23 protein-coding genes, 1 tRNA gene and 1 pseudogene are annotated in these 22,612 nt (G+C 66.5%); 17 read left to right on the top strand and 8 right to left on the bottom strand.

Annotated elements, in window-relative coordinates:
• Nucleotides 1-71: 71 nt before the first annotated feature.
• The 6 genes and pseudogenes from MYCSM_RS00200 (at nt 72) to MYCSM_RS00180 (ending at nt 3,694) form a co-directional block, all read left to right on the top strand.
• Nucleotides 72-329: an HPr family phosphocarrier protein gene (locus tag MYCSM_RS00200; protein WP_015304093.1), complete on the top strand. Its 258-nt coding sequence runs from the start codon at nt 72-74 to the stop codon at nt 327-329.
• A 199-nt stretch (nt 330-528) separates the two neighbouring features.
• Nucleotides 529-885 (top strand): annotated as a pseudogene (locus MYCSM_RS37665) (type VII secretion-associated serine protease); the annotation flags it as partial.
• Entirely contained in the window at nt 877-1,320 is a 444-nt protein-coding gene (locus tag MYCSM_RS37660) for an EVE domain-containing protein (RefSeq protein WP_041312913.1), read from the top strand. The pseudogene MYCSM_RS37665 and the gene MYCSM_RS37660, both read left to right, overlap by 9 nt.
• The gene (locus MYCSM_RS00190; RefSeq protein ID WP_015304091.1) at nt 1,317-2,282 is read left to right on the top strand and encodes a pirin family protein; all 966 of its coding nucleotides are present in this window, start codon (nt 1,317-1,319) and stop codon (nt 2,280-2,282) included. Before MYCSM_RS37660 ends, MYCSM_RS00190 begins: the two co-directional genes overlap by 4 nt.
• Nucleotides 2,283-2,289: 7 nt before the next feature.
• Nucleotides 2,290-2,622 carry a GNAT family N-acetyltransferase gene (locus MYCSM_RS00185; protein WP_015304090.1) on the top strand — a complete coding sequence of 111 codons (333 nt, stop codon included), beginning with the start codon at nt 2,290-2,292 and terminating at the stop codon, nt 2,620-2,622.
• A 223-nt stretch (nt 2,623-2,845) separates the two neighbouring features.
• Nucleotides 2,846-3,694: an acyl-CoA thioesterase domain-containing protein gene (locus tag MYCSM_RS00180; protein ID WP_015304089.1), complete on the top strand. Its 849-nt coding sequence runs from the start codon at nt 2,846-2,848 to the stop codon at nt 3,692-3,694.
• Here the strand turns inward: MYCSM_RS00180 and MYCSM_RS00175 are convergent.
• Genes MYCSM_RS00175 through MYCSM_RS00165 form a run of 3 tightly spaced genes read right to left on the bottom strand, consistent with a single transcriptional unit; the run spans nt 3,691 to nt 6,917 of the window.
• Nucleotides 3,691-4,167 (bottom strand): nitroreductase family deazaflavin-dependent oxidoreductase, encoded by a 477-nt coding sequence (locus MYCSM_RS00175; RefSeq protein ID WP_015304088.1) that lies wholly within the window; start codon nt 4,165-4,167, stop codon nt 3,691-3,693. The two genes, MYCSM_RS00180 and MYCSM_RS00175, sit on opposite strands and share 4 nt — an antisense overlap.
• The gene (locus MYCSM_RS00170) at nt 4,167-4,664 is read right to left on the bottom strand and encodes a pyridoxamine 5'-phosphate oxidase family protein (protein WP_015304087.1); all 498 of its coding nucleotides are present in this window, start codon (nt 4,662-4,664) and stop codon (nt 4,167-4,169) included. Before MYCSM_RS00170 ends, MYCSM_RS00175 begins: the two co-directional genes overlap by 1 nt.
• Nucleotides 4,665-4,676: 12 nt before the next feature.
• Nucleotides 4,677-6,917, bottom strand: coding sequence for a molybdopterin-dependent oxidoreductase (locus MYCSM_RS00165; protein WP_015304086.1), 2,241 nt, complete (start codon nt 6,915-6,917; stop codon nt 4,677-4,679).
• Between the two features lie 139 nt (nt 6,918-7,056).
• Between MYCSM_RS00165 and MYCSM_RS00160 the strand changes: the two genes are divergently transcribed.
• A complete protein-coding gene (locus MYCSM_RS00160; RefSeq protein ID WP_015304085.1) occupies nt 7,057-7,647 on the top strand; it encodes a TetR/AcrR family transcriptional regulator in 591 nt (196 codons plus the stop codon).
• On the opposite strand, the gene MYCSM_RS00155 is transcribed toward MYCSM_RS00160, so the two are convergent.
• Both MYCSM_RS00155 and MYCSM_RS00150 read right to left on the bottom strand, forming a co-directional pair.
• Entirely contained in the window at nt 7,644-8,825 is a 1,182-nt protein-coding gene (locus MYCSM_RS00155; RefSeq protein WP_015304084.1) for a DUF7373 family lipoprotein, read from the bottom strand. The genes MYCSM_RS00160 and MYCSM_RS00155 overlap by 4 nt on opposite strands.
• A gap of 159 nt (nt 8,826-8,984) precedes the next feature.
• Nucleotides 8,985-9,067: transfer RNA gene (locus MYCSM_RS00150), tRNA-Leu, on the bottom strand.
• Between the two features lie 259 nt (nt 9,068-9,326).
• Here MYCSM_RS00150 and MYCSM_RS00145 point away from each other — a divergent pair.
• The 7 genes from MYCSM_RS00145 (at nt 9,327) to pknB (ending at nt 19,103) form a co-directional block, all read left to right on the top strand.
• A complete protein-coding gene (locus tag MYCSM_RS00145; RefSeq protein ID WP_015304083.1) occupies nt 9,327-10,769 on the top strand; it encodes an FhaA domain-containing protein in 1,443 nt (480 codons plus the stop codon).
• 127 nt (nt 10,770-10,896) lie between these two features.
• Nucleotides 10,897-11,364, top strand: a complete 468-nt coding sequence (locus tag MYCSM_RS00140; RefSeq protein ID WP_015304082.1) for an FHA domain-containing protein FhaB/FipA — start codon at nt 10,897-10,899, stop codon at nt 11,362-11,364.
• Complete coding sequence (locus tag MYCSM_RS00135; RefSeq protein WP_015304081.1) at nt 11,361-12,899, top strand: PP2C family protein-serine/threonine phosphatase; 1,539 nt, start codon at nt 11,361-11,363, stop codon at nt 12,897-12,899. Before MYCSM_RS00140 ends, MYCSM_RS00135 begins: the two co-directional genes overlap by 4 nt.
• 28 nt (nt 12,900-12,927) lie before the next feature.
• Entirely contained in the window at nt 12,928-14,337 is a 1,410-nt protein-coding gene (locus MYCSM_RS00130; RefSeq protein WP_015304080.1) for an FtsW/RodA/SpoVE family cell cycle protein, read from the top strand.
• Nucleotides 14,334-15,809, top strand: coding sequence for a D,D-transpeptidase PbpA (gene pbpA, locus MYCSM_RS00125; RefSeq protein WP_015304079.1), 1,476 nt, complete (start codon nt 14,334-14,336; stop codon nt 15,807-15,809). The genes MYCSM_RS00130 and pbpA overlap by 4 nt, the downstream gene beginning before the upstream one ends.
• A gap of 73 nt (nt 15,810-15,882) precedes the next feature.
• The gene (locus MYCSM_RS00120; RefSeq protein ID WP_015304078.1) at nt 15,883-17,226 is read left to right on the top strand and encodes a serine/threonine-protein kinase; all 1,344 of its coding nucleotides are present in this window, start codon (nt 15,883-15,885) and stop codon (nt 17,224-17,226) included.
• Nucleotides 17,223-19,103: a Stk1 family PASTA domain-containing Ser/Thr kinase gene (gene pknB / locus MYCSM_RS00115; protein WP_015304077.1), complete on the top strand. Its 1,881-nt coding sequence runs from the start codon at nt 17,223-17,225 to the stop codon at nt 19,101-19,103. Before MYCSM_RS00120 ends, pknB begins: the two co-directional genes overlap by 4 nt.
• On the opposite strand, the gene MYCSM_RS00110 is transcribed toward pknB, so the two are convergent.
• Both MYCSM_RS00110 and MYCSM_RS00105 read right to left on the bottom strand, forming a co-directional pair.
• Nucleotides 19,081-19,746, bottom strand: a complete 666-nt coding sequence (locus MYCSM_RS00110) for an aminodeoxychorismate/anthranilate synthase component II (protein ID WP_015304076.1) — start codon at nt 19,744-19,746, stop codon at nt 19,081-19,083. The two genes, pknB and MYCSM_RS00110, sit on opposite strands and share 23 nt — an antisense overlap.
• Before the next feature lie 111 nt (nt 19,747-19,857).
• Entirely contained in the window at nt 19,858-20,607 is a 750-nt protein-coding gene (locus MYCSM_RS00105; RefSeq protein WP_015304075.1) for a DUF881 domain-containing protein, read from the bottom strand.
• A 98-nt stretch (nt 20,608-20,705) separates the two neighbouring features.
• Here MYCSM_RS00105 and crgA point away from each other — a divergent pair, with 98 nt between their 5' ends.
• The gene (gene crgA / locus MYCSM_RS00100; RefSeq protein WP_015304074.1) at nt 20,706-20,969 is read left to right on the top strand and encodes a cell division protein CrgA; all 264 of its coding nucleotides are present in this window, start codon (nt 20,706-20,708) and stop codon (nt 20,967-20,969) included.
• Nucleotides 20,970-21,124: 155 nt separating this feature from the next.
• Nucleotides 21,125-21,544: a PH domain-containing protein gene (locus tag MYCSM_RS00095; protein ID WP_041311036.1), complete on the top strand. Its 420-nt coding sequence runs from the start codon at nt 21,125-21,127 to the stop codon at nt 21,542-21,544.
• A 16-nt stretch (nt 21,545-21,560) separates the two neighbouring features.
• On the opposite strand, the gene MYCSM_RS00090 is transcribed toward MYCSM_RS00095, so the two are convergent.
• On the bottom strand, nt 21,561-22,088 hold the full coding sequence (locus tag MYCSM_RS00090; protein WP_041312908.1) for a peptidylprolyl isomerase: 528 nt from the start codon (nt 22,086-22,088) through the stop codon (nt 21,561-21,563).
• Between the two features lie 100 nt (nt 22,089-22,188).
• Between MYCSM_RS00090 and cwsA the strand changes: the two genes are divergently transcribed.
• Nucleotides 22,189-22,611, top strand: a complete 423-nt coding sequence (gene cwsA / locus MYCSM_RS00085) for a cell wall synthesis protein CwsA (RefSeq protein ID WP_015304071.1) — start codon at nt 22,189-22,191, stop codon at nt 22,609-22,611.
• The last annotated feature ends 1 nt before the right edge of the window (nt 22,612 follow it).

Here is a 22,612-nt window from a genome sequence, read left to right as displayed (position 1 = left end):
ACGTTTCGGCGCAATAGATCGAGTAGTTCACACCATTACGTCGATTTCGACGAACAGAGAAGGAGCACCGCATGCCCACCAAGACCGTGATCGTCGGCTCGGCCATCGGCCTGCACGCCCGCCCCGCCGCCATCATCGCCGAAGCCGTCATCAATGCCGGCGTCCCCGTCACGCTGTCGATGGACGGTGGTGAGCCGGTCGACGCAGGCTCAGCGCTGATGATCATGACGCTGGGCGCAGGCAACGGCGCAGAGGTGACCGTCGCCTCCGACGACGAGGCGGCGCTCAAGACCGTCGCTGAGCTCGTTCAGCAAGACCTCGACGCCTAGCGCATACGCCACCGCTGCAACTACCGGCTTTGCCGAGTTAGCGAACAACACCCCTCCGGCGGCCCCTTAAGATTGCTTCGATGCATGGAGCCGACGGCGTTGACGTGAGAATTTGCCCTACCGTCGCCCCGGCACATCGTTTGCTGTGGACTCGTCAGCACACTGCTGTCGGGCGGAGCGTCGAAAGGGGTGACCGCCCGTGCGCCGCATAGGCGTGTTGCTGGCAGCACTGATTCTGGCGGTGTTGAGCGCTCCCCCTGCCGTAGCGATCGAGCCCCCGACCATCGACCCGGCCGTGGTGCCACCGGACGAAATGGGTCCGGACCAGCCGACGGAGCAGCGCCGCGTGTGTTCGGCTCCGACGGTGTTCCCCAACTCGAACTTCGCGGACAAGCCGTGGCCGAACGACTACCTACGGCTGGCCGACGCGCAGAAGTTCGCAACCGGCGCCGGCGTAACTGTCGCCGTCATCGACACCGGCGTGAACGGTTCACCCCGCGTGCCGGCCGAACCCGGCGGGGACTTCGTCGACAAGGCCGGCAACGGCATGAGCGACTGGATCAACACCGTCAGCCGTGCCCACGTCGAACGCGGGGTGCGTGGCCGCTTCACTCAGGCCAACCACGGCAAGCCGCACATGTTGAAGAAGATGGCCCGGGGGGACTGGATCGTCTTTTATTCACCGAAGACCGACTATCCGGAGGGTGAGCCGTTGCAGGCATTCACCGCGATCGGGCAGGTGGTCGACGACGAGCCGTACCAGGCTGCGATATCGCCAGACTTCCAGCCCTGGCGGCGCAACGTCGACTTCCTCGACTGCGCGGAAACACCGATCCGCCCACTGATCGCGGAACTGGAATTCATCGAAGACCCCGCCCGCTGGGGCTACAAGTTCCGGTCCGGGGTGTTCAAGATCAGCGATCGCGACCTTGACGTGATCCGCTCGGCGATGACCAGCACACCGGACCGGGGGGCTACCGTGAGTCCGTGAGCAATACCGACACCGCTCCGGCTGAAGTCGCCTGTGTCGCTTCGCCGTTCGCCGGCGTACTGCATCCGCGTGAGGTGCCGCTCGGCGGACCGCGGGCCATCAAGGTGCGGCGCACGCTGCCGCAGCGCGAGCGCTCGCTGATCGGGGCGTGGTGCTTTGCCGACCACTACGGTCCGCACGACGTCCGGGGCAGCACCGGGATGGACGTGCCGCCGCATCCGCACACCGGATTGCAAACCGTCAGTTGGCTGTTCAGCGGCGAGGTGGAACACCGCGACAGTGCGGGCGTGCACGCGATGGTCCGTCCCGGCGAGCTGAATCTCATGACGGCGGGCGCGGGGATCTGCCACTCCGAGGTCTCGACCTCCGCCACGACGGTGCTGCACGGCGTGCAGCTGTGGGTGGCGCTGCCCGACTCGGACCGCAACACCGGCCGTGAATTCGCCCACTACGTGCCGCAACCGCGGGCGATCGGCGGTGCCACGCTACGGGTGTTTCTCGGTGCGCTCGAAGGCGACCGCTCCCCCGTGCACACCTTCACCCCGCTGCTCGGTGCGCAGCTCGATCTCGATCCGGGTGCCGACCTCACTCTGGACGTCGATCCCGGTTTCGAGCACGGCGTGCTGCTCGATCAGGGCCGCGTCGAGGTCGGGCGTGCGGCGCTTGACGTCGCCGATCTGGCATTCCAGGCCGCGGGCAGCGACTGCCTGACGATCACCAACCGCGGCGACGCCCCCGCTCGGGTGGTGCTACTCGGCGGTCCGCCGTTTCCCGAGCGGCTGGTGATGTGGTGGAACTTCGTCGGGCGCAGCCATGAAGACATCGCGGGCTATCGGCAGCAGTGGGAAGACCAGGCCGACCGCTTCGGCGCGGTAAGCGGCTACGAGGGAGCCGTGGCCCGCCTGCCCGCGCCGCCGCTGCCAAATGCGACGTTGCGACCGCGTCCCAATCCCGGGGTATAGAGAACACATGGCCACCGACAAGACCGGCGCACCGACGACCGTCACCCAGGAATCCGACCGCTTCAGCATCTCCGTCGACGGACGACGGGTCGGCTTCACCGAGTACGTCGATCGCGACGGCCAACGGGTCTTCCCGCACACGGAGGTGCTCGACGAATTCGGGGGTCGCGGACTGGCGACCATCCTCGTCGCCGAGGCGCTGCAGGCCACCCGCGACGCCGGGCTGCGCATCGTCGCCGTGTGTCCGATGGTGGCCGGTTACGTGAAGAAACATCAAGAGCTCGACGACGTGGTCGACCCGGTCGATTCCGACATCAAACGCTGGCTCGCGAACCGGTAATTGCGTAGCTGTCCTTGCGCCCGACAAATTCGCGTAGCCGACTACTCGCTCCTATCCGCGGAAAGTGCGCGAAGCTCAGATCACGACAACATCGACGTGCTAGCCCGGTGGGGGTAACGGGGGCGGATAACCCCACAACGCAGCACGGTCGCGGGCCCGTCGTCACTCATTGTGGCGACGGGCTCGCCACGTCGCAGCGGCCTGCCCGATATCGTCGGTCGCGATGACCACCCAGGACCGCGCGACCGATGCTGCGCCCACCCGCAGCGGGCCATCGGCGTTCTTCGTTGCCGACGGCGATACCTTCGTGCCGCGGTCCATCGCCCGGGGGCCGTGGGGCGACACGATCAGCGGCAACTACGTCGGCGGCATCCTCGGCCATGTCCTCGATCGCGATGCAGGCGATCCCGACTTTCAGCCCACCCGCCTGACCGTCGACCTGTTCCGGCCCGCCGCGCTGGCCCCGGTGCGTGTCGCCACCACGATCACTCGGCAGGGTCGCCGGTTGAAGTTGGTGGACGCGGTGATGACGCAGGGCGACACGGTCGTTGCCCGGGCCAGCGGACTGTTTCTGCGTCGCGGCGAGCAACCGACCGACCAGATCTGGTCGTCGCCGGTGACCATGCCGCCGATTCCGCCCACCCCCGACCCGATTCCGCGGGGCTTGGCGATGCTGGTGTGGACCTACGGCCGCAACGAACACCCGCCTGGCCCCAGCTTTGGGCTCGATGCGTGGCAACACGCGGGACCGAAGTACATCTGGGTTCGCGATATCAGGCCGTTGGTCGACGGCGAAGAGCTCACGCCGTTCACCAGAGCGGCGATGGCCGGGGACATGGTCAGCTCGCTAACCCACTTCGGCGCAGAGGGTTTGCAGTTCATCAACGCCGACTACACGCTGACGCTGTCCCGGCTGCCCGAAGGGCCGTACCTCGGTCTCGCCGCGTTGACCCACTACAGCCACGACGGCGTCGCGACCGGCACGGCCACCATCGTCGATCAGCGCGGCCCGATCGGCACCGGCGTCGCCAACGCGTTGTCGAACCCCGGCTTCAACCCGCCGCACCCCTAACGCGGTTTCAGCACCACCACGGGAATCTCGCGGTCGGTCCAACTTTGGTAGTTGTCGAAATCCGCGTACAGCTCAACCAGCTTGGGCCACAACCGCGCCCGCTCGTCGGGGCCTGCAGTCTCGGCGTGCACCGCGCGGCGGTCGGCGCCGATCTCGACGTACGTGTCGGGGTTGGCCACCAAATTCCGATACCACTGCGGGTCCTCTGGCCGTCCGCCCTGCGACGCGACGATCACGACGTCGGCCCCGTCGAACATGTACAGCAGCGGCGTGACGAACACCTTGCCCGACTTTCGACCGCGGTGCTCGAGCAGCAGCGTCGGCACCGGCTTCCGGAAACCCGCGCCGATGCGCCACTTCCCGCCGATCTTTCCGCCCGTCCGGCGATAAACCCAGACGTGCGCCTTGCCCGCGTACTTGAAGATCTTCGGCAGCAGCGGCGAGTCCAGCTGCTTCGGTCGCTCCTGCGGCATCAGAGATACTCGGCCGTGCTGCCGCCAATGGGCATCGCAGGCATGCCGAGCTTGCGGTGATCCCAACTGCGCAACCGGCTGGGCACCACCCGAACGCAGATACGATTGTTCATCATTTGATCGATGAACGGACGCATCTCGTCGGTATACGGTCCGGTGTAGCGCTCCCACACGCTAATGCCAACGCGCAGAATGGTTTCCGCGTCATCAACGATCTCGGCTTTGCCGTCGATCGATACGCCGCGCAGTGTGTCGTAGCTCTGCCCGTCTTCGATCATCACCGTGATCGTCGGATCGCGACGCAGGTTGACCGCCTTCTGCGACTTGGCCTTGGTTTCGAACCAGATCTCGCCATCGACGACGGCGTACCACATCGCGACCAAGTGCGGTCTGCCGTCGGGCAGCACTGTGGCCATCGTCGCGGTCCGGCTGCGCTCTATGAATTGGGCGATCTCCTCGTCGGTCATGACAATCTTCGCCCGCTCGTTGTTGCCCACGCCTAATGCCTATCAGGCCCGCGCGGCGGTAACCGTCACCGGGATGCCGTTGAGCGCTCCGTTGCCCGACGGCTCATCGATGAACGTCGGCGGCGACAGGATGTTGGTGTTCACCCCGGGTGACTCGTTCGCGATCGCCATCCTGGTGCCGGGCTCGCCGTGTCCCCAGCCGTGCGGCATCGACACCACACCCGGCATGATCGCGTCGGTAACCTCGACGGGCACCTCGATCTGCCCGCCCGACGACGTCACCGCGACCAGGTCGCCCGTCGCAACGCCGCGCTTCGTCGCGTCATCGTCATGCATGAGGAGGGTGCAGCGGTCCTTGCCCTTCATCAGCGGCCCGACGTTGTGCAGCCACGAGTTGTTCGACCGCAGATGGCGCCTGCTGACCAGGACGAGGTCGTCGGGCGCGCGGTCGAGGCGGTCGGCCAGCCGGGGCAGGTCGTCGAGCAGGTACTGCGGCGCAAGCCGGATCTTGCCGTCCGAGGTACCCAGCACGTCAGGCACCTGCGGCACCATCGGGCCGAAGTTGATGCCGTTGGGCTGTGCCTTCAGCTTGTCCAGCGTGACGCCGTCGGGGTTCTCGCCGTAGCGGTCGCCGAACGGGCCGGTGCGCAGCGTGAGGTCGAGGATGCGCTCGGGCCCGCCGCGCTGGTAGTGCTGACGTATCTGCGCGCCGTCGAGGCCTTGCGTGAAAGCCATGTAGTCGAAGAACCCGTCGTCGACGGCCGTCACGTCGACCTCCTCGGCGGGCGTGCCGGTGCACAACCCCGTCAGCCGGATCAGGATCTCCCACTCCTCCGGCCGATCGGGGTCTTCCGGCGCGAACACCGGCGGTGAGTAGTTCGCGATGCTGTTGATCGCGAAGTTGAGGATCAGGTCGTCGTGATGCGGCTGCTCCAGCGGCGAAGGCGCGGGCAGGATCACATCGGCATGTCGCGTGGTCTCGTTGAGCCACAGATCCACGGCGATCATCGCGTCCAGCATCGGCAGCGCCTCGTCGAGCTTGTGACCAGCCGGCGTCGACAACACCGGATTGCCCGCCACCGTGATCAGCGCCTTGATCTGCCCCTCCCCCGGCGTCGCGATTTCCTCGGCAAGACACGACACCGGCACCTGGCCCAGTACTTCCTTCGCGCCGCGCACCCGCGTCCGGTACCGCCCGAACTCGGGCGCGCCATCCTCGAGACCGGGAATCGGCTGCACAGTCACCGACCACGCCGCGGCGCGCGGGAACATCGAGCCGCCCGGCGTGTCGAAGTGCCCGGTCAGGATGTTGACCACGTCGACCAGCCAGCTCGCCAGGCTACCAAACTCCTGATTGCACAACCCAATTCGGCCGTAGACCACGGCGCGCTCGGTGTTCGCCAGCTCACGGGCCAGCGTGCGGATGCGGTCAGCCGCGATGCTGGTGACGGCGGCGACGCGTTCGGGTGGCCACTCGGCGGCCACCTCGCGCATTCGGTCCACGCCGTCGACGTGCGGTTCGACCGCGCCGAGCCTGACCAGATTCTCGTCGAACAGCGTATGCACGACGGCGAGCAGCAGTGCGGCGTCGGTACCGGGCGCAATCGGCAGCCATTCGTCGGCGCGGGCGGCGGTGGCGGTGCGCACCGGGTCGACGACAATCACCTTGCCGCGCTTGCGAATTCCGTCGATGATGCCCATCACGTCGGGCGCGGCCAGCAGCGACCCCTGCGATGCGGCGGGGTTGGCGCCCATCACGACCAACAGGTCAGTGCGCTCGATGTCGGGTACCGGGAAACTCCACCAGCCGCCGTACATCAGATGCGACGAGAGGTTCTTCGGCCACTGGTCGACGGTGCCCGGGGAGTAGCTGAGCGGGATGCCCGACATGCCAAGCAGCACACCGGTGTAGCGGCCCAGCGAGAATGAGTGTGCCAGCGGGTTGCCGGTGTAGCACGTGACCGCGCTGATGCCGTGTTTCTCGATCACCGGGGCCAGCAGTTCGGTGCAGCGACGGAAGGCCGCGTCCCAGCTGACCTCCTGCCACTGACCGTCGACCTTGATCATCGGGCGCCGAATGCGATCAGGGTCCTCGTGCACCGCCCCGAGCGTCGCCCCCTTGGGGCAGATGTGCCCGCGGCTCCAGGTGTCATGCTTGTTGCCGCGAATGCTCGCGACTCGGCCGTCGGCGACGTGAATCTCCAAGCCGCACATGGCTTCACACAGCGGACAGGTGTAGAGGTGCCGGCCGTCCTCACCGACGCCAGCCAACGGTTCGGTCATAGCGGCCTCCAGTCGCATTTACCGCGAACGTGGGTTACCCGCACGCGTTCGTGCCGGAAAGCGTGCGGGTAACCCACGTTCGGCACCATGTTGTTGTGACAGACTGTAACGACAAATCAGAGCCGGCGGGAGGCGAATCGTGGAAGCCGAGCGACGACATCGTCGGCAGGGTTCCCGTCGTGACCCGTCGATCGACACGGCGGTGATGGCCGCGGCCCGGCAACTGCTCGTCAAGCGTGGTTATGCCGCCACCACCATCGACCTGATCGCAACTACGGCCGGTGTCAGCAGGCCCGCCGTCTACCGACGCTGGAACTCCAAGGCGCAGCTTGTGCACGAGGCGCTGTTCCCCGACCTCGGGCCCGAACCAGCGGAGGACGACTTCGTCGCAGAGATCAGCCGACTGTGTCGCGGGGCGCTGAAGATGTACGGCGACGCCGCGGTGCGTGAGTCAATTCCCGGTCTGCTCAACGATTTACGGTCGGACCGTCAGATGCGGCGGCTGCTCAGCGATCGGCTGGAGGCCACGGCCCGTAGTCAGCTGGCGAACAGGCTGGGCGAGGCCGTCCACGACGGGACTGCGCGCCCCGGTATCAGCGCGGACACGCTGATGGACGCCATCGCCGGCGGCGCCTGGTACGCGGTGTGCGTGCGCCGCATCCAGGATGTCGACACCGCGGCCAAGGAGCTCAGCGAGCTGCTGCTGCGCGGCGTGCTGGCCGGCGACTAGCCGCTCAACAGCATCGCGTACTGCGCCGCCACCTGCTGCTGGGCGTCCAGCAGATTGTCCGCCGTGGTCTCGATGGCGTACTTGTCTGCTGCGCCAAGGCAATAGAAGGTCTTGTCCTTCAGCTGCAGGCAGCGGCTGCCGGGCAGGTTGTTGACCGGCTTGGCCTGCTGCGAGGTCGACTGCAACTCGGCGTAGAACCCCTCCACGATCTTCGGCGCGCTGGCAGCGTCCTTGGTCTGATAGACGTTCGTCTTCGCCATCGCCGCCAGATCCATCCCGGTGTCGGCGAACAGCTTCGCCGACCGGGTCGGATCGCTTTGATATTGCAGCGCGCCGCGTTGTTCATAAGTGGCGTTCTGGATTGGCGTCGCTTCCTTGTCCGGAACCGGAAGGGTGCGCGCCAGCAGCCCGGTCGGATCGAGCGAGATGTCGGCAAACTCGGACGGATCGGTCGCGCGGAACTTGTCGATCGCGGGTCCTTGCAGATCGACGGTCTTGGCAACCAGACCGATCGCCGGGTCCATCCCGTCGACGGCCTGCGCCAGTTGCATGAACACGTACTGGCCGTGGGCAGTGAACGCGCGCACGGCGCTCCACCTCTTGCCGGTCGAACCCTCGGTCTGGGTGTAGCTCGCCGCCTTCGTATCGGGGTGACCCGGGATCTGGGCGGGCTGCACGCCGTCACCGGTCCTGGCCGCGATGTCGGCGAACTCCGTAGCGGCAGCACCCGCAGCACCGGCATCGGCGAACCGCAGCACCGCGTTCAACAGGATCTTCTGCCCGTCGGCGGTGCGCGCCGACGCGAAGCCGTTGATGAAGCCGTGCTGGCTGGCCGCTGCCGCGAACGTCCCGGGGCCGATCTGCGCCAACGCGCCGACGTTCGGCAGCACGGTGGCTCCGAAGCCGAACCAGCCCGTCACGGCCGGGTCGACCTCCCACGGGCCGATGACGTTGTTGGCCATCCGCTGCGACTCGACGAACGAACCGCGGTCCGGGTCGCCCGCCACGCCCAGCGGCTGGCTCGGCTGCGTCGGGTACGGCCCGACGTCAAGCTTGCTGACGTCGACGGTCGGACCGGCCGCCACTCCCGACGGCTTCACCGCCGAACCTTCGACCGTCGAGGAGCACGCCGCCGACAGCAGCGCAACCGACACAATTGCGATATACGCGAGGCGCATTCGCAAAAAGCTACCGTGCGCGACTCCAAATACAACGGCCGGCCGCACGGTGTCGAGAGGCATTCACGGGGATTCAAAAAACCGAGGCGAGTCACCTGTAATGGGTGACCCGCCTCGGATGTGAATGCGAGCATTCACATCTCTCGTCTCAGTCATGTGTGGGCGAAGGGGGACTTGAACCCCCACGTCCCGAAGGACACTGGCACCTGAAGCCAGCGCGTCTGCCATTCCGCCACTCGCCCCAACAACCGGGGGAGCCTATCACGCAAGCTTCCCCGCTCCCCAACCGTACCGATCCGAACGCAGGCCCTGTCAGTTCGTTGTGAACGGGTCAAGATCGGGTGGGCTGACCTGCGGCGATTCGATTCTCAGAATTCCGTTGGTCCCGCAGCGCTGTGCTGGGCCGATACCATGCAAGTAAGCCAAGCGGCCAGGCGACACGCTGGCGCGTGGGGGCATGAGCAGGACGAACGGACAACGACGAGTGAGGCGGGCGGTGATATGGGTCTGGTCGACCGCATCGAACGCAAACTCGAGTCGACCGTCGGCGACGCCTTCGCGCGGGTGTTCGGCGGATCGATTGTGCCGCAAGAAGTCGAGGCGATGCTCCGCCGGGAAGCCGATTCCGGCGCGCATGAGGTAGCCGGTGGCCGTATTTTGGCCCCAAACGACTACGTCATTACCCTCAGTGTGCCTGACTATCAGAAGGTGAGCGCCGACCCGGACCTCACATCAACGACTTTCGCCAAGCACTTGGAGGGATACATCCATGAGCAGGGGTGGCAAACGTATGGTGATGTGGTCGTCAGATTCGAGGCGTCACCGAACCTGCACACCGGACAGTTTCGCGCGCGTGGAGCGGTCAACCCCGATACGACCACAGGCGACCCCGCCCCACCACCAGACCGTGCGTCCAACGCAGAACCAGGAGTACCACCGATGAGCGACAACCCGAGCTACCGCGGCCAGGGACAGGGGCGGCCGGCCGACGAATACTACGACGAGCGCTACGGCCGCCAGGACGAACGCGGCCCATACCCACCCCCAGAGCAGGGTGGCTATCCGCCGCCGGGCGAGCAGCCCGGCTACCCGCCGCGTCAGGGCGGCTACCCCGACCAAGGTGGCTACCCCGAGCAAGGTGGCTACCCCGATCAGGGCGGTTACCCGGACCAGGGTGGCTACCCGCCGCAGTCCTACGAGCAGCGCCCGCCCGCTGGCGGATACCCACAGCAGGGTGGCGGCTACCCGGATCAGGGCTACCGACAGGCCCCGGGCGGCTACGGCCCCCCGCAGGGCGGCCAGCCCGGATACGGCGCCCCCGCAGGTGACTACGACTACGGCCGTCAGCCCACCCACGGGCGTCCCGACGACGGTGGCTACGGCCGCCAGGAGCCGCGGCCCCCGTATCCGGACCAGGGCGGCTACCCCGAGCAGGGCGGCTATCCCGACCAGGGTGGATATGGCGGCCAGTCATACGGCCGCCAGGATCAGGGCTACGGACCCCAGGCCGATTATGGCCGCTACGAGCCCCCGGGCGGCGCCGGATACGCCGAACCCGGTTATGGCGAGCCGCCGGGCGGCTACGACTACGGCCAGCAGGCGGCCCCGACCGCCGGTTACGGCGGCGGCTACGGCCAGCCCGACTACCCGGCCGGCGGAGCCTCGGTGACGCTGCAGCTCGACGACGGCAGCGGCCGGACCTACCAGTTGCGAGAGGGCGCCAACGTGATCGGCCGCGGCCAGGACGCGCAGTTCCGGCTGCCCGACACGGGTGTGTCCCGCAGGCATCTGGAGATCCGGTGGGACGGCCAGGTGGCGCTGCTGTCGGACCTCAACTCCACCAACGGCACGACGGTGAACAACGCGCCGGTGCAGGAGTGGCAGTTGGCCGACGGCGACGTGATCCGGCTGGGCCATTCCGAGATCATCGTCCGCGTTCACTGAGGGCTTCGGGCGGTCGAAGCCGGGCGAAGCTGAACGCTTCACCGTCGCGTCGATCGCTGTCCAAGTATCGTGACGTTGCCGAAGTTGGCGCGGTACGAGAACGGGACGGGGACGGAGAGGACGTCAGATGCAGGGGTTAGTACTGCAGCTGACGCGCGTCGGTTTCCTTCTGCTGCTGTGGCTGTTCATCTGGTCGGTGCTCCGCATCCTGCGGACCGACATCTACGCACCGACCGGGGCGGTCATGGTGCGACGAGGCCTGGCGTTGCGCGGCTCGCTGCTGCCCAATCGTGGCCGCCGAAGCGTGGTGCGCCAGCTGGTGGTCACCGAGGGCGCGCTGACAGGCACGCGCATCACATTGGGCAGCCAGCCCGTGCTCATCGGCCGTGCCGACGACTCCACTCTGGTGCTCACCGACGACTACGCCTCGACGCGGCACGCCAGGCTCTCCCCACGAGGTTCGGAATGGTATGTCGAGGACCTAGGATCGACCAACGGCACATACCTTGACAGGGCGAAGGTGACGACGGCGGTACGGGTTCCGATGGGCACGCCGGTTCGAATCGGCAAGACGGTAATCGAGCTGCGCCCGTGACACTGGTGCTTCGATATGCGGCTCGCAGCGACCGTGGTTTGGTCCGCGCCAACAACGAGGACTCGGTGTACGCCGGTGCGCGACTGCTGGCGCTTGCCGACGGGATGGGTGGGCACGCCGCGGGCGAGGTGGCTTCGCAACTGGTGATCGCCGCCCTGGCCCACCTCGACGACGACGAGCCCGGCGGTGATCTGCTCTCCAAGCTCGACTCGGCGGTACGCGAGGGCAACTCCGCGATCGCCGCGCATGTCGAGGCCGACCCCGAACTCGAGGGCATGGGCACGACGCTGACCGCAATCCTGTTCGCAGGCAACAGGCTTGGGCTCGTGCACATCGGCGACTCACGCGGCTATCTGCTGCGCGACGGCGAGCTCGTCCAGATCACCAAGGACGACACGTTCGTACAAACTCTGGTCGACGAAGGCCGAATCACTGCCGAGGAGGCGCACAGCCATCCGCAGCGCTCGCTGATCATGCGCGCGCTGACCGGCCACGAGGTGGAGCCCACGCTGATCATGCGCGAGGCGCGCGCAGGTGACCGCTATCTGTTGTGCTCTGACGGCTTGTCCGACCCGGTCAGCCACGAGACCATCCTCGAGGCGCTGCAGATCTCCGATGTCGCCGAAAGTGCCGACAGACTAATCGAATTGGCGCTGCGCGGCGGCGGCCCCGACAACGTCACCGTGGTGGTGGCCGACGTCGTCGACTACGACTACGGCCAGACCCAGCCCATTCTCGCCGGTGCGGTGTCGGGTGATGACGATCAGAGCGCCCCGCCCAACACCGCGGCCGGTCGCGCGTCGGCGTTCAACCCGCGGCGCAACGAGGCCAAACGCGTTCTGCCGCAACCGGAAGAGCCGGAGCGCAAGCCACGGTCACGGCGGCGCATGCTGATCGCAGCCGTCCTGCTGGTGTTGGTGGTGCTCGCGGGCCTCGCGGTCGGCCGCGAGATCGTTCGCAGCAATTATTACGTCACCGAGCACGACGGCACGGTGTCGATCATGCGGGGTGTTCAGGGCTCCTTTCTGGGTTTAGCACTTCAGGAGCCCTACTTGTTGGGCTGTCTGAACGCGCGAAATGAGTTGTCCCTCATCAGCGCCGGCAGTTCACAGGACAATTTGAACTGCCGCATGCTCGGCGTCAACGACATGCGGCCCTCGGAGCGGGCACAGGTGGTCGCGGGTCTGCCATCGGGCTCGCTGGACGACGCCATCGCCCAGATCGAGGAGCTTGCCCGCAGTTCGGTGCTGCCGACGTGTGTTACCCCGACGCCGACGCCGACCACCACGGCGCCAACCCCACATCTGCCGGAAACACCTGTGAATCCGGGCATTCCGGAAGTCAGCGGTGAATCTCCCGCCCCGGAGATCCCCACGACGGTGACCGCGCCGGCTCCCGCTCCCGTGCCGGCTTCCCCCGGTGCGCCGCCGCCCGCCGCGCCCCCTCCCCCGCCGTCCCCGACGCCGCAGCCCACAGTCACCGCGCTGCCTCCCCCGCCGCCCGAACCGGGAACGAACTGCCGGGAAGTGTCATGACGACCCGAAGACGAGCGGGAGTCGAGGTATGACGACGCAGCCGCAGTCGCCCGTCGCCGTCACGCCGCCGCTGCGGAACCGGCGCAACGCCGAACTGTTCCTGCTCGGCTTCGCGGCGGTGATCACCACTGTGGCACTGCTTCTCGTCGAGGCCAACCAGGAACAAGGTCTGCATTGGGACCTTGCGCAGTACACGGTCGCCTACCTCGCGCTGTTTACCGGTGCGCACCTGGCAATCCGGCGCTTCACTCCGTACGCCGACCCGCTGCTGCTGCCGGTGGTCGCGCTGTTGAACGGGCTCGGAGTGGTGATGATCCATCGCCTGGACCTGGCGGCGGGCGGGCCATCGGGAAAGGGCTTGGGCGGCACCGCTAATCAGCAGATGCTGTGGACGCTCGTCGGCGTCATCGCATTCTCGTTGGTGGTGATCTTCCTTCACGATCATCGGATGCTGGCGCGCTACGGGTACGTCTGCGGTCTGACCGGCTTGATCCTGCTGATCATTCCCGCCGTGTTGCCCCGCTCGATGTCGGAGCAAAACGGCGCCAAGATCTGGATTGAGTTGCCGGGCTTCTCAATTCAGCCCGCCGAGTTCTCGAAGATCTTGCTGCTCATCTTCTTCGCCGCTGTGCTGGTCGCCAAGCGCAGTGTGTTCACCAGTGCGGGCAAGCACTTCCTCGGCATGGACCTGCCGCGGCCCCGCGATCTTGCTCCGCTGCTGGCAGCGTGGATCGCCTCCGTCGGTGTGATGGTCTTCGAGAAAGACCTCGGCACGTCGCTGCTGCTGTATGCGTCGTTTCTGGTGCTGGTCTATGTCGCCACCGACCGATTCAGCTGGGTCGTTATCGGCCTGGCGCTGTTCGCGGCGGGAAGTGTTGCGGCGTACTACATTTTCGGCCACGTCCGGGTCCGGGTGGAAACGTGGCTGGACCCATTCGCCGATCCCGACGGCGCCGGCTACCAGATGGTGCAGTCACTGTTCAGCTTCGCCACCGGAGGGATCTTCGGCACCGGCCTCGGTAACGGACAGCCTGGGACCGTGCCCGCCGCGTCGACCGACTTCATCATCGCCGCGATCGGTGAGGAGCTCGGACTGGTGGGCCTGGCCGCGGTGCTGATGCTCTACACGATCGTCATCGTCCGCGGACTGCGCACCGCGATCGCCGTCCGCGACAGCTTCGGCAAGCTGTTGGCCGCCGGGCTGGCCTCGACGTTGGCGATCCAACTGTTCATCGTGGTCGGCGGCGTCACCAGGCTGATCCCCCTGACGGGGCTCACCACTCCATGGCTGTCGTACGGTGGTTCGTCGCTGCTGGCCAACTATGTGCTGCTGGCGATCCTGGTGCGCATCTCGCATGCGGCCCGCCGGCCGATCGACACCCGGCCGCACACCACGCCGATCGCGGCCGCGAGCACTGAGGTGATCGAGAAGGTATGAACACCTCGCTGCGCCGAATCGCCGTGACCATCATGGCGCTGATCGTGCTGCTGTTGGCCAATGCCACACTGACACAAGTGTTTACGGCCGACGGGCTGCGCGCAGACCCGCGTAATCAGCGGGTGCTCCTCGACGAGTACTCCCGTCAGCGCGGCCAGATCTCTGCGGGCGGCCAGTTGCTCGCCTATTCGGTATCCACCAACGGCCGGTTCCGTTTCCTTCGCGTCTACCCCAATCCGCAGGCCTACGCGCCGGTCACCGGCTTCTACTCGCTGAGCTATTCGAGCACCGGCCTCGAACGCGCCGAGGACTCCATCCTCAACGGCTCCGACCAGCGGCTGTTCGGCCGTCGGCTGGCCGACTTCTTCACCGGACGCGACCCTCGCGGCGGCAACGTGGCGACGACCCTCAATCCGCAGGTTCAGCAGGCGGCGTGGGATGCGATGGAGGACGGCTGCAACGGGCCGTGCAAGGGTGCGGTAGTGGCGCTGGAGCCGTCGACCGGAAAGATTCTCGCGATGGTGTCGTCGCCGTCGTACGACCCGAATCTTCTTGCTACCCATGATGTTCAGGCCCAATCCAACGCATGGCAACAGCTGCGGGACAACCCCGATTCGCCGCTACTGAACCGGGCGATCTCGGAAACCTACCCGCCTGGGTCCACTTTCAAGGTGATCACGACCGCCGCCGCGCTGCAGCACGGCGCCACCGAGAACACCCAATTAACGTCTGTATCTCGAATTCAGCTGCCGGACAGCACCGCAACGCTCGAGAACTACGGCGGCGCGGCATGTGGTGCCGGGCCGACTGCTTCGTTGCACGATGCGTTCGCGAAATCATGCAACACCGCGTTCGTTCAGCTCGGACTCAACACGGGCACCGACGCGTTGCGGTCGACCGCGATGTCGTTCGGGCTCGACACCCCTCCCCCGACGATTCCACTTCAGGTGTCCGAATCGACCGTCGGCCCGATCACCGACGCCGCCGCCCTCGGTATGTCGAGCATCGGGCAAAAAGATGTTGCACTGACGCCGCTGCAGAACGCGCTGGTCGCCGCCACCATCGCGAATAAAGGGGTGACCATGCGCCCTTATCTAGTCGATAGTCTGAAGGGACCCGACCTCGCGAACATCAGCACGACGGCTCCCCGCGAGGAGCGCCGGGCGGTGTCCGAGCAGGTCGCGAATACACTTACCGATTTGATGGTCGCCGCCGAGCAGGTGACGCAGCAGAAGGGAGCCATCGCCGGCGTGCAGATCGCATCCAAGACCGGCACGGCGGAGCACGGTACTGATCCGCGCAACACCCCGCCGCACGCCTGGTACATCGCCTTCGCGCCAGCATCGGCACCCAAGGTTGCGGTGGCCGTTGTCGTCGAGAACGGCGGTGACCGGCTCAATGCCACCGGAGGTGCCGTGGCCGCCCCGATCGGGCGCGCCACCATCGCGGCAGCGCTAAGGGAGGGCTCATGAGCCCCCGAAGCCGAGCGCGAGTGAGGATCGCAGCGCGCAACGCGCGAGGACCGGAGCGAGCGGGAGGCGAGCAATGAGTCCCCGCGTGGGAGTGACGCTGTCCGGTCGCTACCGGCTGCAGCGGCTGATCGCCACCGGCGGTATGGGCCAGGTGTGGGAGGGCATCGACTCGCGGTTGGGCCGCCGTGTCGCGATCAAGGTGCTCAAAGGCGAATACTCCACCGACCCCGAATTCGTCGAACGCTTCCGGGCAGAGGCCCGCACGGTCGCGATGCTCAACCACCCCGGCATCGCCAGCGTGTACGACTACGGCGAGACGGATATGGACGGCGAGGGCCGCACCGCCTACCTGGTGATGGAACTTGTCAACGGCGAGCCGCTCAACTCCGTGCTCAAACGCACCGGCAGGCTGTCGCTGCGGCACGCGCTCGACATGCTCGAGCAGACGGGCCGCGCCCTGCAGGTCGCCCACACCGCGGGCCTCGTGCACCGCGACGTGAAGCCCGGCAACATCCTGATCACCCCGACGGGACAGGTGAAGCTCACCGACTTCGGCATCGCCAAGGCGGTCGACGCCGCGCCAGTGACGCAGACCGGCATGGTGATGGGCACGGCCCAGTACATTGCGCCGGAGCAGGCGCTGGGCCACGACGCGACCGCGGCCAGCGACGTGTACTCGCTGGGAGTTGTTGGCTACGAATCGGTTTCGGGCAAGCGACCGTTCACCGGCGACGGCGCACTAACGGTGGCGATGAAGCACATCAAGGAGACGCCGCCGCCGCTGCCCGCCGACCTGCCTCCCAACGTTCGAGAGCTCATCGAGATCACGCTCGTGAAGAACCCCGGCATGCGGTACCGCTCCGGCGGGCCGTTCGCCGACGCGGTGGCCGCGGTGCGGTCCGGTCGTCGGCCACCGAGGCCCAACCAAGCGCCGTCGATCGGGCGGGCATCGCCCGCCGCGGTGCCGTCAGCCGCGCAGGCGAGGGCGGCCGCGGACATGACCGGGCGGGCACCGGCGACCGCGGCAAGGGTTCGGCCCGCGACAGGCAGTCATCGCAGTACTCCCCCGCCACGGCGGACGTTCTCGTCGGGTCAGCGCGCGCTGCTGTGGGCGGCCGGTGTGCTGGGTGCGCTGGCGATCGTCATCGCGATCCTGATCGTGTTGAACGCACAGGACAAGAAGGGCCAGCAGACACCGCCTCCGACGGTGACGAATACGATTACCGAAACAACCCCGTTCCAGTCGCCGACGGCGATGCCCAGTTGGACCGATGAGGGCATCTTCGGTCATGGTGGAGTGGAAATCGGGGTAACCCGACTCGACGCGAGTGCGCTGCCTGCAATGGTGCAGGTGACGCGGTTGGCCACGGAGCCGGGAAGCCGGCGACAGACAGTTTCAGAACAGACATGGCAATGACCACCCCGCAACACCTGTCCGACCGGTACGAACTCGGCGACATCCTCGGCTTTGGCGGCATGTCCGAGGTCCATTTGGCGCGCGATCTGCGGCTGCACCGCGACGTGGCCGTCAAGGTGCTGCGCGCAGACCTGGCTCGCGACCCAAGCTTCTATCTGAGGTTCCGCCGCGAGGCGCAGAACGCCGCCGCGTTGAACCACCCGGCGATCGTCGCGGTGTATGACACCGGCGAGGCCGAGACGGCGGCCGGTCCGCTCCCGTACATCGTGATGGAGTACGTCGACGGGGTGACGTTGCGCGACATCGTGCACACCGAGGGCCCGATGCCGACCAAGCGGGCGATCGAGGTGATCGCCGACGCGTGCCAGGCGCTGAACTTCAGCCATCAGCACGGCATCATCCACCGCGACGTCAAACCCGCGAACATCATGATCAGCAAGAACGGCGCTGTGAAGGTGATGGACTTCGGCATCGCCCGCGCGCTGGCCGATGCCAACAGCGTCACGCAGACCGCCGCAGTGATCGGCACAGCGCAGTACCTGTCGCCCGAGCAGGCCCGCGGCGAGAAGGTCGACGCCCGCTCCGACGTGTACTCACTGGGTTGCGTGCTCTACGAAATCCTTACGGGGGAGCCACCTTTCGTCGGTGACTCACCCGTCGCGGTGGCCTATCAGCATGTCCGCGAAGATCCGGTGCCGCCGTCGCAGCGGCACAACGGCATCGCCCCGGAACTCGACGCCGTCGTGCTCAAGGCGCTCGCGAAGAACCCCGACAATCGCTACCAGTCCGCTGCCGAGATGCGCGCGGACTTGGTTCGGGTGCACAGCGGGGAGGCGCCGGAGGCGCCCAAGGTTTTCACCGACGCCGAGCGGACCTCGATGTTGTCGGCGACGTCGTCGCAGCACCGCACCGAGCCAATCGACTCGGCCGGACGACCCGCGCCCGGCTACGTCGAGAAGGAAGAGCGCGGCGGCTCGATTGGGCGTTGGCTGATCGCGGTCGCGGTGCTGGCGGTACTGACCGTGGTGGTGACGGTCGCGATCAACATGTTCGGCGGCAGCACGCGCGATGTGCAGGTGCCGGACGTGGCCGGTAAGACGAAGGACGACGCGGTAGCGATACTGCAGAATGCTGGCTTCAAGACCCGCGACCAGCAGCAGTCGAGTTCCACGGTGCCGCCTCAACGCGTGATCAACACAGATCCCGCCGCAGGTACCTCGGTTGGTGCCGGCGATGACATCCTGATCAACGTCTCGAGTGGTCCCGAACAGCGCGAGATCGTCGACTGCAAGAACCTCAGCTATGCCGATTGCGTGCAGAAGCTCACTGCGGCCGGCTTCGGCAAGTTCAAGAAGTCGGATTCACCGTCGACTCCGGAGCTCAAGGACAAGGTCCTGGCCACCATTCCTGGGGCCAATCAGACTTCGGCGGTCACCAACGAAATCACGATCGTGGTTGGGACGGGACCACCCAGCACGCCTGTGCCTGACTGCAAGGGCTTGGCAGTCGACGCGTGCCAGCAGGTGCTCGCCGCGGCGGGGTTCACGAAGATCCTGCCCGTCGAAGTCGACAGCCCGACGCCGAAGGGCTCCGTGGTGGGCACCGCGCCGCCCGTCGGCGGCCAGGTCGCCGTGGACACGCTGATCCAGATTCAGGTGTCCCAGGGCAACGAGTTCGTCATGCCCGATGTGCGTGGCGGATTCTGGACCGATGTCGAGCCGAACCTGCGTAACGCGTATGGCTGGACGGGCAATTTGATCAGGGCGCCGGATGTGCAGAACAGCGGCCAGCGGACCAATGCAGTGGTGACTCAGAGCCCGGCTCCGGGCACGCCGATTAGGTTCAGCGACCCGATTACGCTGGCGTTCGCGTCGTAGCGGCCTGCACGGCGTTGGCCACCTCGTCCTCGAGCTGTCGCACGAGGTTTTCGTCGGGTGCGGCACCGCAGTAGCCCAGCCAGTTGGCGAGCATCCGGTGGCCGCCCTCGGTGAGAATTGACTCGGGGTGGAATTGCACGCCGTGGATCGGTAATTCGACGTGGCGCACGCCCATGATGACGCCGCCCTCGGTGCGCGCGATCACCTCGAGTTCGTCGGGCACGGTGTCGGGCAGAATCGTCAGCGAGTGGTAGCGGGTCGCGGTGAACGGATCCGGAAGACCTTGCAGCACACCGGCATTCGAGTGAAACACGGTGCTGGTCTTGCCGTGCAGCAATTCGGGTGCGCGGTCGACAGTGCCGCCGAATGCCACGCCGATGGCTTGGTGCCCGAGGCAGACGCCCAGCAGCGGAGTCTTCGCCGCTGCGCACGCGTTGACGAGCGGGATGGACGCGCCGGCGCGCTCGGGCGTTCCGGGGCCGGGGGACAGGAGCACCCCGTCGAATTGCTCGGCGACGGCGTCGGGTTCGGCGAGGCGGTCATCGTCGTTACGCCAGACATGCGCGTGCACACCAAGCTGGCCCAGATATTGGACCAGGTTGAACACGAAGCTGTCGTAGTTGTCGACGACCAAGACCTGCATCAGCCCAGGCTACTGGTCGGTTTGAAGATCCTGTGTGCCGCGTTCACTCTGCGGTGTGGGTGTCGGCTACTTGAACTTCTGCGCCGTACACGCAGAGTCAACATCCAAGACTCAGTAGCCGACGGGGCCCGCCGGCTTCGCGAACTTCATCCGCGTCGGCTCGGTGTGGCCGACGAGGTCGACTTGGGGCCGCGGTACTTCGGTGTAACCGAGCCCGAATCGCACCACATATTGCTTGTAGAGCGTCACGAACGGCGACGCAGCCAGCGCGGCCTGCATGGCGGGCGCATCGCCGATCGCGGTGATCACGTACGGCGGGCTGTACGTCCGGCCGTTGAGCAACAGCGTGTTCCCGACACATCGCGGCGCGGACGTACCGATGATCCGCTGATCCTGCATCTGGATGCCTTCGGCACCCGCGCTCCACAACGCGTTGAGCACGGCCTGGATGTCCTGCTGGTGCACCACCAGATCGTCGGGCGAGGCGTCACGTGGGAAGCGGCCCTCCGCGTCGCGCTGCGCGTCGTTGAGCGTGACGACGAGGCCGGGCCCGCGCATGGGGTCCAGGCCCGCGTCGACGGCCAGCGTGGCTGAGCGGTGAGTAATGGCCGCCAGTGCAGCGTCGGCGCCGGGTGATCCGCCGTGGTGGTTGTCGATCGTCGAGACCAACGCGTCTCGCTGGGCCGTCAGCCGGTCCACCGACTGCTGGGCCTCACGCACCAGGTCGACCAGCCGTGGAGCGTCGCTGCGGCGGATCTCGGTGCCGCCGGAAACCCCGTGCGTAGCTGCCAGCAGGAGCCCCGCGAGCAGGCAGACCACCGGCACGCCGAATCGCCAGGCGGAACGCCGCGGCTTCTCCATCGGCTCCTCTCCAGGAATTCTTGGCTGGGGTGCACCTACGTTAGGCTCGTAGACACATCGTCGCACCGTGTGACGCAGAGTGGTCCGCGAAGGTAGCAATGCCCAAGTCCAAAGTTCGCAAGAAGAACGACTTCACCATCAACCCGGTGAGCCGGACGCCGGTCAAGGTCAAGGCCGGACCGTCGAGCGTTTGGTTCGTCGTTTTGTTCTGCAGCTTGATGCTGATCGGCTTGGCCTGGCTGCTCGTGTTCCAGCTCGCGTCCAACCACATCCAGTTCCTCGCCGACCTGGGTCCGTGGAACTACGCGATCGCCTTTGCTTTCATGATCACCGGCTTGTTGCTCACAATGCGCTGGCGTTAGCCGTACCGACCATTGGTATGAATTTATCTTGGACTCCGCGCGTTACCCATTTAGCAACCTTGCGGTCATCAGATCACACTGATGTGATTCATCCCCATTGGGGATAGCACTTGTGGATAACCTCATTAGCAACGGTAAAAGGGTGTTAATTAGCCGTGCAGCAAACTGAGTGGAGCCCTCCGACGGTCGGAATCGCAGCTTGCGGCATGGCCGGACTCATCTTGGCTATCGCTGCTGTGACCCTGATCACAGATGCTCCCGGGCGCATTCTGCTCGGGATAGCCGCAGCCTGCTTGCTGATGTTTGCAGCCGCATCCTGGCGTGCTCGCCCAAAGCTGGCAATCAGCGACGACGGTCTGGTGACGCGGGGCTGGGCGCGCACAAACATATTGGGCCGAGACGACATCCGGCTCGTCCGGATCACCGAGTTCCGCCGTTTGGCCCGCAAGGTGCGGCTGCTGGAGATCGACACGAAAGATGGTCAGCTGCTGGTCTTCACCCGGTGGGATCTGGGCACCGACCCGCTGCACGTGCTCGACGCGCTGACTGACGCCGGCTACGCCGGCTCGCGCTGACTGCCCAGCGGGCGGGTCAGGAGACGGTGATCGACTCGATCACGACCGGATCGGTCGGCCGGTCGCTGCGGTCGGTAGCCGTCGTGGCGATGGCGTCGACGACCTTCTGCGACTCGGGGTCGACAACCTCACCGAAGATCGTGTGCTTGCGATTCAGGTGCGGCGTCTGACCGACCGTGATGAAGAACTGCGAGCCGTTGGTGCCCGGCCCGGCGTTGGCCATGGCGAGCAGGTAGGGCTTGTCGAAGACCAACTCGGGGTGGAACTCATCGGCGAATTGGTATCCGGGCCCGCCGCGGCCGGTGCCGGTGGGGTCGCCGCCCTGGATCATGAATCCCGAAATCACGCGGTGGAAAACCGCGCCGTCGTAGAACGGTCCCGACGAGCTGCCAGACGCGTTCTCGGTGCTGTACTCCTTGGTGCCCTGCGCCAAACCAACGAAGTTCGCGACGGTCTTGGGGGCGTGGTTTCCGAACAGTGCGATCTTGATGTCACCGCGGTTGGTGTGCAGGGTCGCGGTCGCTGTCTGAATGGGGCTCGTCACGGGATGCCAGTGTGCCACCTGCCGTCCAACGGGCGACGCGGGGTGGCAGTTGGTGGCAGGCTGGACGGGGATTGACGATCACGCCGCGAAAGAGGTGGACATGAGCTCGAAGACGGACGTCCGGTTGACCCCGAGCCAGCGGCTGGGCCGTGGCCTGAAGTATTCCGCGGTCGGACCGGTCGACGTCACGCGAGGGACCGTCGGGCTGAGCGTGCAGGGTGCGCAGTCGGCCGCCAGCAGCATTCGTCGCAGCCTCGAAAAGAGCCGTCTGGCCAAGGAACTCGGGGATGCGCAAGAGAGCATCGCGGCCGAACTCGCCGCAGCGCAGGAGGTCATTGCCGGCCTGCCCGCGGTCATCGCCGACGCGCGCAAGCCCAAGCGCAACCGTCGGCCCTTGCTGTTGGTGGCCGTGGGCGCCGCGGTGCTGGCCGGGGGAGCGGTGGCGTTCTCGATCGTGCGCCGCTCGATGCAGCCCGAACCGTCGTCGCTGCCACCCAGTGTCGACGTGACTCCCAAACCCTGAT

Origin of the sequence: Mycobacterium sp. JS623 (genome assembly GCF_000328565.1) — a bacterium.
Classification (GTDB): Bacteria; Actinomycetota; Actinomycetes; order Mycobacteriales; family Mycobacteriaceae; genus Mycobacterium.
Note: the sequence above shows the minus strand (reverse complement) of the source record. Positions and strands in the feature narration are given on the sequence as shown.